Origin of the sequence: Dyella sp. C9, assembly GCF_003332825.1 — a bacterium.
Classification (GTDB): domain Bacteria; phylum Pseudomonadota; class Gammaproteobacteria; order Xanthomonadales; family Rhodanobacteraceae; genus Dyella.
On the sequence record NZ_QIRF01000011.1, the window covers coordinates 104,193 to 118,918 of the forward strand.

The following is a 14,726-nucleotide window of genomic DNA, read 5'->3' on the forward strand; positions in this document are numbered from 1 at the left end:
ACTGTTCTCATTGGCGACGATCTGGCCGGGAGATTTCGATGAACGACTACGTCACCATAGAAGGGCGCGACGGTGAGTTCCGAGCCTACGTTGCACGGCCAGAAGGGCGGCCAGCCCCGGCCATCGTCGTCTTGCAGGAGCTGTTCGGCGTCAATGCCGACATTCGCGCGACTTGCGATGAGCTCGCCGAGCAAGGTTTCCTTGCAGTGGCGCCCGACTTGTTCTGGCGCCTGGAGCCCGGCTTGAGCCTGAGCGTCACCTCCGCGGAGGACTGGCAACACGGGGTTCGGCTCTACCAGGCCTATGATCGCGACGCGGGCGTGCGCGATGTGGAGGACACCATCAAGGCGGTTTCGCGCCTGCCCGGATGCAACGGCAAGGTGGGTGTTCTTGGCTACTGCCTTGGTGCGCTGATGGTCTTCCTGACGGCGGTTCGCTCCGACGTCGACGCCGCGGTTGCTTACCACGGCAGCGACACCGACAAGTACCTCGGCGAGTCAGGCAGGCTTCGCGCGCCGCTGCTGATGCACCTGGGCGAGGAAGACGAGTTCATTCCGAAGTCCGCACAGGCCGCCATCAGGGAGGTGCTTGCCAGCAACCCCAATGCAACCGTCTACAGCTACCCGGGCCAGCGTCACGCGTTCTCGCGGCACGGCGGAGCACACTACGACGCGGCTGCGGCATCACTTGCCCACGCCAGGACCTATCAATTCCTTCACCAAAGCCTGGGTTGAGGGTTGATCACCATGGGCCCCGGCCGTCGAACGAGGGCAGATCATGACCGAGACGACTTACGAGCCCGAACTGACCGGCTTGCTCATCGTCGATCCTTACAACGATTTCCTGTCCGAAGGCGGAAAGCTCTACGAGCTGAGCCGGGAGACGCTTGAGTCGCTGCATGTCGTCGAGCATATGCGCCAGGTGCTCGCCGCCGCGAGGTCGCGAGGCATGCAGGTGTTTATTGCTCCGCACCACCGATGGCGCGAGAGCGATATGCATCTCCACTGGAAGACGATGCCTCCGGTGCAAGCCGGTGCCTACAAGGGCCGCGTGTTCGCGGATGGCACCTGGGGCGGCAGCTTTCATCCGGACTTCGAGCCCAGGGACGGTGACGTGGTGGCGCAGGAGCACTGGATGTCCAGCGGGTTTGCCAACACCGACCTCGATCTCCAGCTCAAGAAGCACGGCCTGCGCAAGCTCATAGTCATCGGCATGCGCGCAAACACCTGCATCGAGTCCACGTTACGGTTCGCGGCGGAATTAGGCTACGAGGTGACCGTCATCAAGGACGCCATAGGCAGTTTTGGCCACGCGGAAATGGAGGCCTCGCTCAAGTTCAACATGCCGGCCTATGCGAACGCCCTGCTCTCGACGGATGAGGTCATCGGCAGGCTATCGCTCCGGCCAGTGGAGTAGTCGCCAGGGGCCGCATGCAGCGGCCCAGCGGCGCCTCGGTAACGCCCGTCAGTCACCGTTGCCGTGGCGGGAGCAAGGTCCCGGTGCCGGAGTCAACACTGCGCCTATCGCCACAAGCTCCATTCACCCTGCGCGTGCCGATTCGCTCCCGAATGCCGGCCAACCAGGGGCGCGCCGATGATCGCGTTGCGGCGCAACAGTGATTTGTTATACTTCGCCCACGGAGATGGCATTCCTCCGCGAACCGCCGAAAACATCGGCTGATGATGCCTACGAATTCCCTGGCAGGGAGGTCGTAGGCTTTTTTTATGCCTGCCGCCTGCACCTGTCCGGGTCTGATCCATTCATACCTGGAGACCTGATGAAACGTGTAACGGTGCCCGAGCAGGCGGCCATGATGCCCTTCCTCGGACGTTGGCTGGTGCTCTCAGCCATCACTGGCGGCCTCATTGGCTGCGCTTCCGCCCTCTTCCTGTGGTCCCTTGAATGGGCCACGCAGCAGCAAACCACCCATGACTTCATGCTGGCGCTCCTGCCCGTCGCCGGCCTCGTCGTGGGCTGGGTGTATCACCGTGTCGGCAAGGATGTCGAAGGGGGCAACAACCTCCTGATCGACGAAATACACGACCCCAAGAAGCTGGTTCCCAAGCGGATGGCCATCCTCGTCTTCGGCGGCACGGTCATTACGCATTTGTTCGGCGGGTCGGCAGGACGCGAAGGCACGGCCGTGCAGATGGGCGGCACCATCGCAGATCAGGTTAGCCATCGCCTGGGCCTGGGCGCGGAGGATCGGCGCATCCTGATGATGGCCGGCATCAGTGCGGGCTTTGCTTCCGTGTTCGGCACGCCGGTTGCCGGAGCCATCTTCGGCCTTGAGGTACTGGCCATTGGCAAGCTCCGCTACGACGCGCTGCTGCCTTGCATGCTGTCCGCCGCGATCGCCGACCAGGTGACCCTGCATCTTGGGGTTCACCATGCGGTCTACGCAACGCCAGCCGTCCCGCACATGAGCTGGCAAGGCGTGCTTTCGACCATCGTGGCCGGCATCTGCTTTGGCATTGTCGGCATGCTATTCGCCAATGCCACGCACGCACTCTCGGCCTTCTTCAAGCGCGCGATCAAATATCCGCCCCTGAGGCCTTTCCTGGGCGGCTCAGTTGTCGCAGTAGCGGCCTATGCCATCGGCTGCCAGCAATACCTTGGCCTGGGCATACCCACCATGCAGGCTGCGTTCCTGCATCCGCTGCCCGCCTATGAGTTCGGCGGTAAATTCGCCTTTACCACCATGACCCTGGCATCCGGATTCAAGGGGGGCGAGGTCACTCCGCTGTTCTATATCGGGGCCACCCTGGGTAACGCGCTGGGCTACATCCTGCCGCTGCCCTTCCCGCTATTGGCCGGCCTGGGTTTCGTTGCGGTCTTCGCTGGCGCGGCCAATACGCCGATCGCCTCCACCATCATGGCTATGGAGCTGTTCGGCTCGGAAATCGGCGCCTACGCCGGAATGGCGTGCGTGGTGGCTTATCTTTTCTCGGGTCACACCGGCATCTACCGCGCCCAGCGCGTGGGTCACGCCAAGCACCTGCATTGGCCGGAGGGGACCCGCCTTGCGGACATCCCAGCGCTTCGCCGCGCACGCCGGGTCCCTGCCTCCACTTCCAATCCCTGAAACCATTCATGACTGCAACGATGAACAAGCTGGCAGCGCTGCGCCTCTACTTCCATCACGCCGACAAGGTCGAGCACGACAAATTCTGGCATCGGCTCACCCGGCCAAGCCTGGCCTCGCACATCATGAAATCCGCCCATGGCAGGGGCATCGAACAAGTGCTGGTCCATCGGGTACATGGGGGCTACCTGTCGGGCGGCCGGCCGATTCTTCGGCATGTCGATCACGTCCACCCTCATCTTCCACACTGCATCGAGCTCATCGACGTCGAAAGCAAGCTGCGGGCGTTCTGGGACGATCATGCACATCAGCTCAAGAATGTACGTGCGTTGTTTCTTCCCTGCGAAGGCGCCTTGGCTCCGCCCAGCTAAGTCTCCGGTCGCCGCACGAGCGTCCCGATGGCCGCCGGAAAACTCGCGCGGCGCGCAGTGGCCGCCGACCCCGGGGGCCGTGAACGTGGCGCATGGGCAGGCAAAGCGCGCGTCATGCCGACCTGGTGTCCAGGCCTGGCGCCGTCCCACGCGAGCCCTGCATGGAGTGCCGGGCAATCCACTTGCGGTACTGCCGCGTGCGCCATGAGGTGGACACCTGCTGCTCAATCAGGGCGCGCAATGGCGACACGCGCGGATTGGGTGCCTTGCCACTGCTGACCTTGCGCATCTGATGCCGTACCGCAGCCATGTTCGCCAGGGATGCCAGCGGCTTGTTCTTCCAGGTGATGGGCGACAAGCTTGGCACACTCTCGACACCCGACCGCCAGTGTTCCGGCAATTGCGGATCGATGGCCAGCGCGGTGCCCATGCCAACCATGTCCACGCCGCTGTCGATCACCTGCTCAGCCACCTGGCGTCGGCGAATGCCGCCGGTCACCATCACCGGCATCCGCGCCACTGCTCGAATGTCACGGGCAAACTCCAGGAAGTACGCTTCCCGCGCCAGGGTGCGGCCGTCACGTGCCTGCCCTTGCATGGCCGGCGCCTCGTAGCTGCCGCCGGAGATTTCGACCAGGTCCACGGCCAGCCCATTGAGCAGCTTCACCACCTCCTTGGCGTCGTCAGCACTGAACCCGCCACGCTGAAAGTCCGCGGAATTGAGCTTGACGGCCACGGCAAAGGCCGGCGAAACCACGGCACGCACCGCCCGGACAATCTCGATCAACAGGCGCGCGCGGCTAGCCAACGGACCGCCCCACGAATCGGTTCGCCGGTTGGTGAGCGGCGACAGAAACTGGCTCAACAGGTAACCGTGTGCCGCGTGGATTTCCACGCCCGTGAACCCCGCAGCTTCCGCCAGATTCGCGGTGCGGGCAAAGCGCCGGATTACTTCGTCGATCATGGCCTCGGTCATCGCCTGGGGCGTATTGAAGAGCCTGGACATGTTGCCGAGCTCCAGCGGCACGGCGGATGGTGCCCAGGTCGGCTGACCGAGATTTGCCTGCATCTGGCGGCCCGGATGGTTGATCTGCAGCCACGCCTGCGCGCCCTTCGAGCGACTGACCAGCGCCCAGCGCCTGAACTGTTCCAGGCGGCTGGCATCTTCAAGCACGACGCCCGCCGGCCCGGTCATGGCACGGCCATCCACCATCACGTTACCGGTAATCAACAGCCCGGCCCCGCCATCGGCCCATGCCTGATACAGGCGCATCAGCGGCTCGGATGGCGCCTGGTCGGCGTCGGCCATGTTCTCCTCCATCGCGGCTTTGCCGATGCGATTGGGGATGACCGAACCATTGGGAAGCACCAGCTTGTCGAACAGGTTCATGAGGGGTACCTTCGGCGATGACAGGCACACCTTAAGCTTAAAGTTAACTTTAAGGTCAACCGTTTCCCGGGCCCGAACACATGAAGATTGGCGAGCTCGCCAGGCAAAGCGGCCTGACCGCCTCCCGCATTCGCTTCTACGAGGCCAGCGGCCTGATCCAGGCCGTCGACCGCCAGGCCAACGGCTACCGAGACTACCCGCCTGAGGCGCTGGCCACTCTCAACATCATCACCAGTGCGCAGGATGCGGGCTTCACCCTGGACGAGATCCGCCACCTGTTGCCCGTCGCATCCAAGGGAGGCTGGCAGCACGATGAACTGGTGGATGCCATACAGCGCAAGCTCGCCGAGATCGAGGCCATGCAACGCCGCCTCGCCACCACCAAGCGGCAGCTCAACACGGTGCTGAACAGCATCAGGAATCGCCCGCAGGACGTCAGCTGCGCGGAGCGCGCCCAGTGGGTGCTGGAGCGCCTTCACTCGGAGCCGGGCACGGCTGCCAGACCCTCCAGGACCAAGCGCGGCCCCACTGGCTGATTCATCGTCGCCAGGCTTGACCCTAAAGTTGGCTCAACCGAGCCGCATCAGGGCGATGCCTGCGCTTACGGACGCCCCCTGCCTCCACGCTCGCGCTCTCTGCTGCGTTCGTCGTCGGCATCAGCGCCGCCCGGCCTCGCCCGTCACGGCCTGGCAGAACGCGTCCACGGCATCCACCAGCTGCGGCAAGCCCGGAAGCTCCAGCGGATAGTGCCCCGCGTTCTCGAGCATCACGGTTTTTGCCGGAACCTGCCTGATACGCCCAAGGAACGGCTCGCTGAGATGCAGTGGCGTCCATCGATCGGCCGCAGGCTGGGTCAGCAGGATCGGGCAGATGTCGAAAGCCTCCGGCTCCAGCGCGGGCCGGTAGGCGGCATAGGACGCCAGGAATGCCATGGTCATCGCGTTGCCCGCCGAACTCTTGTCGGACAGCCAGACCTTCAATGCAGCCTTGTTGTTGACCAGCGTGTGCATCTTGCTGGCCAGGCGCATGGGCATGCGCAGGGTCTTCAGTGGCGTCTTTGCGGCGATCGCAGCCATGGGCACGCCGATCCGGCTCATGAGCAGGTTCCGGGCAGTTTCGTCGCGCACCTGCTGCAGACGCTGGTCAAGAAAGGTCATGCCGACGATGCCACTGACCTTCCGGTTCATGGCAGCCACGTGGTAGGTGAGCATGCCACCTGCACTCAGGCCGTACAGGACCACTGGGCGGTGGTCCCTGGCCAGTTCGGCATCGACAAAATCACTGCCGGCGCGCACCCAGTCGTCATAGCGAACCAGCGCGCCCTTGGCCACTCGGGTCATGCCGTATTCCGGCATGTCGATGGAGATCGTCTCGTAACCGCGTCGCGCCAGTGGCTCGCCCAGGATCATCGACATCTGCCGGCCATTGGTGCCGACGCCGTGAAACAGCACGACCTTCACCTTTGCCTGAGGGTTGCGGTACGCGTCGAGATGGATGCGGTGGCCCTGCCAGTCCCACCATTCCTCGCGCGGGCATTGATCCTGCCCCCATTGGAACGTTTGGGGCAGGAATCGCTGCATCTCACGCCACGCGGACTGCTCTGCATAAGTGGGTGATGAAGTGGTCATGACAGGCTCGTACCAGGAAGGGTGGTGTCATGGTGCAACCGCCCCCCCATGCCGGCCATGTCGCGGCAGGCCATTCGCTTTAGAATTCGGGCCAACCTAGTCGCAGCGGCACGTCATGAGCCACTGGAATTTCGCTCGCAGCCCGGCCTCCGTGCTCCTGATGATCGAGTATGGGCGTGAACGCAACATCTCGCCAGCCGCCTTGCTCAAGGGCACTCGCCTCACCCCGGGCCAGCTTGCCGACTCCGATTTCACGGTTACCGCGGCGCAGGAACTGGCCGTTGCATCGAACCTGCTGGCATGGACCGGACAGGAGGCCAGTCTGGGCCTGAAGCTTGGCCTGTCCTACCGTCTGTCGACTTACGGGCTGCTGGGGTACGGCATGTTGAGCAGCGCGACGGGACACCAGGCCATTGCGCTGGTGCAGCGCTATCTCGCGCTGACCTACGCCTACGTTGCCATCACGTTTTCCCGCGACGGGCACCGCCAGGTGGTGACCTTCAAGCCCGCGCCGGAGCTTCCCATCGAGTTGCGGCACTTTTTTGTCGGGCGTGCCATGGGGGCTACTTGCCGGGTATTGCGCGATGTCATTGGCAGCGATTTCGAACTCGAACGTTTTGAGGTCACCGCCGATGCAAGCCCCGGGGCCCGGCGGCAGGTGCTGGGGGCGCACATCCTGTACGGGCAGCGCACCAACGCCATCGCTTTCAACGATTCCTTGCTGGAACGGCCATTGCCCCAGGCCAATGCCGCCACTGCAGCGATGTGCGAACGCTTGTGTGCGGAGCTGCTTTCCCGCAGGCGGGTGCGCCTCGACATCGCGTCGTTCGTGGCCGAATACCTTTCGCCCCATGCGTTCGACCGCCCGCCGCAACTGAAGGATCTCGCAGCGCTGCTCAACACCAGCGAGCGCACGCTCAAGCGCCGCCTGAGCGAGGAAGGCGTTTCGTTCCGCGACATTTCCAATGACGTTCGCCAACGGCGTGCACAGGCGCTCCTTGCGGAGGGCTGCCTTTCCATGGGCGAGATCGCCCATGCGCTCGGCTTCAGCGACTTGTCCTCGTTTTCGCAGGCTTACAAACGATGGACCGGCACAGCCCCCAGCCGGGCGCAGAAAAAGGCCGGGTAATCACCCAGGCCCGGAACCCGAGCAGGCGCACACCTTTTCCTAACGCAACGCCATGCCACCCGGAGCAAAATGCGGCAAGAACACGGGGCGGCGCCTGGGCTCAAGATAGCGGCGCGGGACGTGGATGGGCAACAACAGCGCCATCACGAGCGCGACCCGATCGACTCGCGAATGCCAGCGGGCTGGCTTCTTGCTGACGGGAAAGGTTCATGGCCATTGAAAGCGCAACCTTTTCGTCCCTCGATCAAAAGCTGATCTCGATCGACGAGATCCTGTATGCCAGGCCGCACATGCCCTTGGCGACTACGCGCGGACGCGGCTGGGGCGGCGTGACGGTCGATGTGCATCGCGCCTACCCCGGCGTTGCCGAAGGTTACGCCGGCCTGGATCACCACATGATCCATTACTGCTCGTCCGGCAGCGCCAAGCTGACCCAGGTTCGCGGTGGAAGCACGCACAGCAGCGTGATCAAGGCGGGACACTCGCTGATCATGCCGGCCGGCTATCCATCGTGCTGGGAGGGTGACGCCACTCCTTCGGCCCGTTTGCGCGTGCCGATTTCGCTGGTTGCTTCGGCGGCGGAGCAGCTGGGTGAGCGCGCGGTGCCCCAGGTGGAGCTTCGCAACGTCTTCGAGACGTTCGATCCGGTCATAGGGCGACTGGTACAGACCTTCCTGGCCGAGATGGAACTGGACTCTCACCCCTGCCAGGTGCTTATCGTCGATGCACTATCAACCGCCATCGCCGCCCACCTGATCCGCCGATACAACATCTTCGGCGTCATCGAGTCCGATCGCGGCCGCTCGCTCGGTCGACTGGAGATGGCGCGCCTCACCGCCTTTGTCGAGGACAATCTGCACCGAAGCATCAGCCTCGATGAGCTGGCCGCGCAGGTGAACGTAAGCCGCTTTCACTTCTGCCGCATCTTCAAGCAAAGCACGGGCAGCACGGCTTTCAGCTTCGTGGAGCAATGCCGCATCCGGCGCGCCCAGGTGCTCATCGTGGAAACGAACCTGTCCCTCGCCGAGGTGTCGCTGATGACCGGCTTCGCCGACCAAAGCCATTTCACGCGACGCTTCCATTTCCATGCGGGCTGCACGCCTGCCGCGTTCGCGCGGGAGCAAGGTCGTCGTCGCCCGGGCAGGCGCCAACCGCCTGGCGATTGAGTCGACCCGACTGCATCCACGATCGCTCCTGCATCGTCACTTTCCATGCGAAATCCCCAGGCCCGCTGACCGCGCCGCATCCGCGTGGCGCGCGACATGCGCGCACGGATCGCGCCCGCACCTCCTGAGCAATCGCGATCCATCGCACGCAAGAATGCTCAATCATCGCCAAGCACCCCGGAGCTAGGCTTCCCTCACGCGGAAAACGCGTCAGTGGCGAATCTTTGCTGACACCGCGTCGATGGCCGCATGCCATGGGCACCATGGATTCGACTGACCAGGCCAGGGCCGCGTCCCGCATCACGAACCATCGGGAAGCGTCCCAGGAAAGGAATGTCTGGCGGATGTCGAACCCATGCCGCGTGGCGGGTCTTTGGTAGGCGACTGGCTTTCACGCAGCCACGTTCAAGTGCAACAACACCCAAGCACAATGGAGAACACCAATGTCAAACTACAAGATCCCCGCGCTTGTCGCGGGCGCCATCGCCACTGTCATGGGCGGCATGATTACCACCGCCGCCATGGCCCAGGACTTCACGCCCCAACAGAAGAAAATCCAGGCGGAGAACACCGCACGGGTGAAGTCCGGCAAGGTGGAGCCGTGCTTCGGCACCGCGCTCAAGGGCCAGAACGACTGCTATGCAGGCGCGGGTACCACTTGCGCAGGCACCAGCACGGCGGACTACCAGGGCAACTCGTTCAAGCTCGTGCCGAAGGGCACCTGCGAGTCGATCAAGACGCCGAATGGCTATGGCAGCCTGAAGCCCAAGGTCTGACGATCAGGCGGGTCGGGCGCCACGATGCCCGACCCGCCAACCGTCATGACGCCGGGCGCCCTCCCATGTGCTGCCGCGGTCAACCCATGACTGCCCGCGGGCTCGCCGCCCTGGCACCGACGAGTATCGACATGGCATCCCGAGTCTCGACATGAAGATCATCAGCGACGTGTGCAGCCATGGCGGCACCCTCCCCCTGCGACCAGCGAAATCGACGTCGTTTCGGGCTGGCGCCGGACTCAAGCCCATGCATTACCGGGCCATTCTCGAGCAGCGGCCGCCCTTTGGCTTCTTCGAGATTCACGCGGAGAACTACATGGGCGCCGGCGGGCCACCTCATCGTTACCTCACGGCCATCCGCGAGTGCTACGCCATCTCGCTGCACGGCGTGGGCCTGTCCATCGGGGCCTGCCATGCGCTGGACCAGGCCCACCTGCAGCGGCTCAAGAGGCTCATCGAGCGCTATCAGCCGGCGTTGTTTTCCGAGCACCTGGCGTGGTCCACGCATTCGGCGGGATTCCTCAACGACCTGCTGCCCTTGCCTTACACCTCTGCCACCTTGCGCCGCGTGGTCGAGCACATCGATACCACCCAGTCCTTTCTCGGCCGACAGATACTGCTGGAGAACCCCTCCACCTACGTCCAGTTCGCCGAGAGCTGCTACAGCGAGCCCGACTTCATCAACGAGGTCGTTCGGCGTACCGGTTGCGGACTGCTGCTGGACGTCAACAATGTGTTTGTCTCGGCTACCAATCACGGTTTCGATCCGTATGCGTATATCGCACAGATCAACCTGGCGGCTGTCGGTGAAATCCATCTCGCCGGCCACACACGCGAATGCGACATCGATGGTTCGCCGCTCCTGATAGACACGCACGACAAACCGGTCGACGATGCCGTCTGGTCGCTTTACGCGCATGCCGTGCGAAGGACGGGGGCGGTCTCCACCCTGATCGAGTGGGATGCGGAAATTCCCGGGCTCGACACGCTACTTGCGGAAGCCCAGCTGGCGGATGCCGTTGCTCAGGCGGCGGTCTGCTGATGTGCATGGCGACCTTCAACATTCACGCACCCCGAGGTAGGCCGGAGTATGTCCATGTCCGAGCGGCAAGTCGTCCTGTACTTCTCCTGGAGCCGGCCCGACGAGGTCGATGCGCCGCTCACCAACATCAACAACCGCTTCCCGGCGCTGTTCGAGAGCCGTCGCATGCTTTATCCCAGGTATGAGGCGTTCTCGCACATCGACCTGTACGACCAGGGCATCGGCGGGTTTCTCGACCACATCCAGAAACCCAACTTCACAGCCTTCGCCGAGCATGCCGAAGCCATCACGCAGCACCCGGTACCGGTCATCGAGCGCATGGGCGACGATGGGCTGGCGCAGGAGATCAACGATGAGCTGCTGCGCGACGTCGACACGCTCATCGTCATCAGCCTGGATTCGCTCTGCAGTCGCCAGGCACCGACCACCAAGGAAGTCGAGGCCATCCGCCGGTTCCTGGCGCACCCCGATCACCTGTTGTTTGTGTGCCCACACCACGACATCGGTGACGTCAACGGCATTGCCGAGGACGCACAGCCTGCACGGCAGGAGCAGGAGTTCTACCACCACGGCGACCGGACCATTCCACCCCAGCAGCGATTCAGCGGTTTCGCCCGATCCCTGTTGGCGGCGCTGGACATGCCGGTGGAGAACCAGTTCGGGCTTCGCCCGCGGCTCGACGCATCCAGCGCGCCCTGGCCATTCCACGCCGACCGCTCACTGGACCGCTGGCATCTCCTGCAGGGCGTGAACGCTTTCAATGCCCACCCGCATCTGCCACACCTGCAGCGCGTGGGCCCCGCATTGTCCGCGCTCGATGTACTGGTGCGGCAGGACATTGCCCTGAGCGCCCCGGCACATCCTGCCCAACTGGAAGGTCTGCGCACGTTCGATGCACTGCTGCAGTCAGCTCCCGGTGTATTCCAGGGGACGCTGCTGGTGAGCGATGCCACGCTCTGGAGCTCCACGGCAGGTGGCGTCGAACAACTTCGCGCGTTCTGGACCAATGTGCTCCGCCGCGCCATGCCGCTCTGAGCCCGACACCATGCACACTTCCCAACCAGTGGTTGCGCACTCGCACCAGCACGCGTTTTGCAAAGCACTGCTCGACGCACGCCTTCCGGTGCCCGAAGGCGTGATTGGGCCCAATGGCAAGCCGAGTGAGCGGCGCTTCAATGTCTACCGGAACAATGTGGTGGCGGGACAGGTGTCCACGCTACTGGACGCGTACCCGGCCACGGCACGCCTGGTCGGCAAAGCCTTCTTCAAGGCCATGGCGCGGGACTATGTAATGGCGCACCCGCCCGTCACCCCGATGATGTTCGATTACGGCGCGGACTTTCCGGCTTTCATCGATGCTTTTCCCGCCGCCGCCGAACTGCCTTATCTGGGCGACGTGGCGCGCATCGAGCGATGCTGGGTGGAGGCGTATCACTCGGCGGAGGCATCGCCCCTGCCGACACCTCGCCTTCGCGAGGCGCTGGTTGGCGAGGACTTGCGCCGACTGACGCTCCAGCTGCATCCCTCCGTGCGGGTACTTCAATCCGCGTTCCCGGCGCTCGCGATCTGGGAGGCGAACACGGGATCGTCCGGCGACCGGGAGATCCATCTCGATGACGGTCCGGAGGACATCCTGATGGTCCGGCCGGAGGCGAACGTCGAGGTGCATCGACTGCCCAGGGGCGGCGCCGGGTTCTTTCAAGCCCTGTCCAGGGGGTGTTCGCTGGTGGGCGCCACCGAACGGGCTCTGGCAGGCAACGACCCGTTCGACCTGGTGGCCAGCATGGCGGTGCTGGTCGATGCCCGGCTGGTCATTGGCGCCTCGTTTGCCCAAGCGCACCCCAATCTGGCAGGTGGATGACATGACCCATCCCTCATCACAGCCCGGCGGGGCAACGCTACTGGACCGGATACTGGATGCCGTCACCTGGATAGGCCTGGCGCTGGCGCCGATCGCCGCACGCATTGCGCTGGCACTGCCCTTTCTTCGATCCGGCCGCACGCGCTGGGATGGCTTCCTGTCCATTTCGCCGGGCACGACTTATCTGTTCGAAGACCAGTTCAAGCTGCATGTCTTCGGCCATCTCTATGCCATTCCGGCGCCCGACCAGGTGGCCTTTCTGGTGGGCTGCGCGGAAATCGTGCTTCCCTTGCTGCTGCTCGCCGGCCTGGCGACGCGCTTCGCCGCCCTCGGCCTGCTCATCATGACCGCGGTGATCCAACTGGTGTTTCCCGATGCGTGGGTCAACTTCCACCTGTACTGGGCATCACTTGCACTGGCCATCATGGCGCTCGGGGCCGGGTCACTCTCCCTGGATCATGCGCTGGAGATGCTTCGGGCGCGCCGTGGCGTGCCCGCGGCGCGATAGGCCACAGGACTCGGGCCGGCGCGAACGAGCACATCACGATTCCGGGAGACCACCATGGACACCATTGCGTTCATCGTTCTCCTGCTCGCCCTTGTCGTGCTCAGCTCCATCGTGGTGCGTTCGCTGGCGCCTGCTCTGCCCTTGCCCATCGTGCAGATCGCGCTGGGCGCGGTGGCGGCGCGACTGACCAGCTACCAGGTGTCGCTGGAACCGGGCGTCTTCTTCCTGCTGTTTCTGGCGCCGCTACTGTTCCTTGATGGCTGGCGCATCCCGCGGGAGGGCCTGTTCCGGGACAAGGGAACCATCCTCTCCCTGTCGTTCGGCCTCGTGCTGCTCACGGTCATCGGCGCCGGCCTCTTCATTCACTGGATGATTCCGGCATTTACCCTGCCGGCGGCGTTCGCGCTGGCGTCCATTCTTTCACCCACCGACACCATCGCCGTGTCCTCGCTGGCAGAGCGCGTGCCGCTACCCCGGCGCCTTATGGTGATCCTGGAGGGCGAGTCGCTGCTCAACGATGCCTCCGGCCTGGTGTGCTTCCGCTTTGCCGTGGCCGCAGCCTTGACCGGCCAATTCGCAGCGTGGCGTGCCGTCGGCACTTTCGCCTGGCTGGCCGTCGGCGGGCTGCTGGCGGGCGTCGCCACCTGCCTGGTGACCAACGTCGCCAAGGACTGGGTCACGCGAAGATTCGGCGAAGAGGTAGGCGCGCAGATCCTGGTGAGCCTGATCATTCCGTTCGCCGCTTACCTGCTGGCAGACGCGGTCGGCGCTTCCGGCATCCTGGCTGCCGTCGCGGCCGGCATCATCATGGGCATGGAGGAACGGGCCGGGCGCGCATCCGCCATCACGCGCATCCGGCGCTCCGCGGTATGGGACGCCGCCCAGTTCGCCGGCAACGGGGTGATCTTCGTGCTGCTTGGCCATCAGCTGCCGGGCATCCTTTCCCGCGCCGGCGCGGCCATCGAGCAGACAGGCGAGCACAACAAGCTTTGGCTCATGATCTATGTGCTTGCCATCTGCGTCGTCCTCAGCGTCATTCGCGCCGCCTGGGCCTGGGTGACCCTGGGCGTGCGCTCCATGCTTGGCGAGCACCTGGCCGGCGCGGCCCGTGCCGGCCGAGCGCGCCTGGTCGCCATCACCGCCTTCGCCGGAGCGCGCGGCGCAGTGACGCTTGCGGCAGCCATGGCCATTCCCTTGACTGTGCATGACGGGGTGGCCTGGCCCGCTCGTGACCTGGCCATCCTGATTGCCGCCGGCGTGATCGTGGTCTCGCTGGTAGCCGCGCCGGTCGGGCTGGTGGCGGCCACCTGGCCACTCAGGCTCGCAGGCAACAACCTGCACCAGGAAGAGCGCGACATCCGCTCGCTCTCCGCCCGGGCCGCGCTGGACGCCATCGAGCAAGCGCTACGCGAACCGGCGGCGCGCGGCCTCAACGCCGACATCTACGCACAGGCCGCGGCGCGGGTTTCGGCGGATTACCGCCAACGGATCGCTGCCGGCTCGTCGAACATCGCCGAACATCCGTCGGCCCGGCCATCGAGCGAGATCGAGGACAGGCTGCGCCTGATGGCGCTGGATGCGGAGCGCAAGGAGATGTACGGCGCGGCGCGGACGGGCCACCAAAGCCAGGAGCTGATCCGTGACCTGGTCTATGAGATCGACCTGCAGGAATCCCAGCTCTTGGCGCGGCGACGCACGACCTGACCCACCGACACCGATGGCGGCGAACCCCAGCCACCGATGGAATACCCGGCATGGCGAGCCTGCCCG

General features: G+C 64.5%; 15 protein-coding genes and 1 riboswitch. Of the genes, 13 read left to right on the forward strand and 2 right to left on the reverse strand.

Annotation, left to right across the window (positions count from 1 at the left end):
- Positions 1-38 precede the first annotated feature (38 nt).
- The 4 genes from DVU99_RS13560 to DVU99_RS13575 all read left to right on the forward strand — a co-directional run bounded on the left by DVU99_RS13560 (position 39) and on the right by DVU99_RS13575 (position 3,456).
- A complete protein-coding gene (locus tag DVU99_RS13560) occupies positions 39-734 on the forward strand; it encodes a dienelactone hydrolase family protein (protein ID WP_114240757.1) in 696 nt (231 codons plus the stop codon).
- A 43-nt stretch (positions 735-777) separates the two neighbouring features.
- A complete protein-coding gene (locus DVU99_RS13565; RefSeq protein ID WP_114240758.1) occupies positions 778-1,416 on the forward strand; it encodes an isochorismatase family cysteine hydrolase in 639 nt (212 codons plus the stop codon).
- A gap of 213 nt (positions 1,417-1,629) precedes the next feature.
- Positions 1,630-1,696: riboswitch (Fluoride riboswitch) on the forward strand.
- A gap of 81 nt (positions 1,697-1,777) precedes the next feature.
- Entirely contained in the window at positions 1,778-3,085 is a 1,308-nt protein-coding gene (locus tag DVU99_RS13570) for a voltage-gated chloride channel family protein (RefSeq protein WP_114240759.1), read from the forward strand.
- 20 nt (positions 3,086-3,105) lie between these two features.
- On the forward strand, positions 3,106-3,456 hold the full coding sequence (locus DVU99_RS13575; protein ID WP_157971444.1) for a DUF190 domain-containing protein: 351 nt from the start codon (positions 3,106-3,108) through the stop codon (positions 3,454-3,456).
- 112 nt (positions 3,457-3,568) lie between these two features.
- Here the strand turns inward: DVU99_RS13575 and DVU99_RS13580 are convergent, their stop codons facing one another.
- Positions 3,569-4,846, reverse strand: coding sequence for an NADH:flavin oxidoreductase/NADH oxidase family protein (locus tag DVU99_RS13580; protein ID WP_114240761.1), 1,278 nt, complete (start codon positions 4,844-4,846; stop codon positions 3,569-3,571).
- 80 nt (positions 4,847-4,926) lie between these two features.
- Between DVU99_RS13580 and DVU99_RS13585 the strand changes: the two genes are divergently transcribed.
- Positions 4,927-5,382, forward strand: a complete 456-nt coding sequence (locus DVU99_RS13585) for a MerR family transcriptional regulator (protein ID WP_114240762.1) — start codon at positions 4,927-4,929, stop codon at positions 5,380-5,382.
- A 120-nt stretch (positions 5,383-5,502) separates the two neighbouring features.
- Here DVU99_RS13585 and DVU99_RS13590 read toward each other — a convergent pair whose 3' ends face one another.
- The gene (locus DVU99_RS13590) at positions 5,503-6,474 is read right to left on the reverse strand and encodes an alpha/beta hydrolase (protein WP_114240763.1); all 972 of its coding nucleotides are present in this window, start codon (positions 6,472-6,474) and stop codon (positions 5,503-5,505) included.
- Positions 6,475-6,634: 160 nt separating this feature from the next.
- Here DVU99_RS13590 and DVU99_RS13595 point away from each other — a divergent pair, with 160 nt between their 5' ends.
- The 8 genes from DVU99_RS13595 to DVU99_RS13630 all read left to right on the forward strand — a co-directional run bounded on the left by DVU99_RS13595 (position 6,635) and on the right by DVU99_RS13630 (position 14,660).
- Positions 6,635-7,603: an AraC family transcriptional regulator gene (locus tag DVU99_RS13595; protein ID WP_232823609.1), complete on the forward strand. Its 969-nt coding sequence runs from the start codon at positions 6,635-6,637 to the stop codon at positions 7,601-7,603.
- Between the two features lie 209 nt (positions 7,604-7,812).
- Entirely contained in the window at positions 7,813-8,769 is a 957-nt protein-coding gene (locus tag DVU99_RS13600) for an AraC family transcriptional regulator (RefSeq protein WP_114240765.1), read from the forward strand.
- Between the two features lie 443 nt (positions 8,770-9,212).
- Positions 9,213-9,545 (forward strand): DUF2282 domain-containing protein, encoded by a 333-nt coding sequence (locus tag DVU99_RS13605; RefSeq protein ID WP_114240766.1) that lies wholly within the window; start codon positions 9,213-9,215, stop codon positions 9,543-9,545.
- A 151-nt stretch (positions 9,546-9,696) separates the two neighbouring features.
- On the forward strand, positions 9,697-10,587 hold the full coding sequence (locus tag DVU99_RS13610) for a DUF692 domain-containing protein (protein WP_114240767.1): 891 nt from the start codon (positions 9,697-9,699) through the stop codon (positions 10,585-10,587).
- Between the two features lie 54 nt (positions 10,588-10,641).
- Positions 10,642-11,622 (forward strand): hypothetical protein, encoded by a 981-nt coding sequence (locus DVU99_RS13615; RefSeq protein ID WP_114240768.1) that lies wholly within the window; start codon positions 10,642-10,644, stop codon positions 11,620-11,622.
- 10 nt (positions 11,623-11,632) lie between these two features.
- A complete protein-coding gene (locus tag DVU99_RS13620) occupies positions 11,633-12,448 on the forward strand; it encodes a DUF2063 domain-containing protein (RefSeq protein WP_114240769.1) in 816 nt (271 codons plus the stop codon).
- A gap of 1 nt (position 12,449) precedes the next feature.
- Positions 12,450-12,956 (forward strand): DoxX family protein, encoded by a 507-nt coding sequence (locus DVU99_RS13625; protein WP_114240770.1) that lies wholly within the window; start codon positions 12,450-12,452, stop codon positions 12,954-12,956.
- Between the two features lie 54 nt (positions 12,957-13,010).
- Positions 13,011-14,660: a Na+/H+ antiporter gene (locus DVU99_RS13630; protein ID WP_114240771.1), complete on the forward strand. Its 1,650-nt coding sequence runs from the start codon at positions 13,011-13,013 to the stop codon at positions 14,658-14,660.
- The last annotated feature ends 66 nt before the right edge of the window (positions 14,661-14,726 follow it).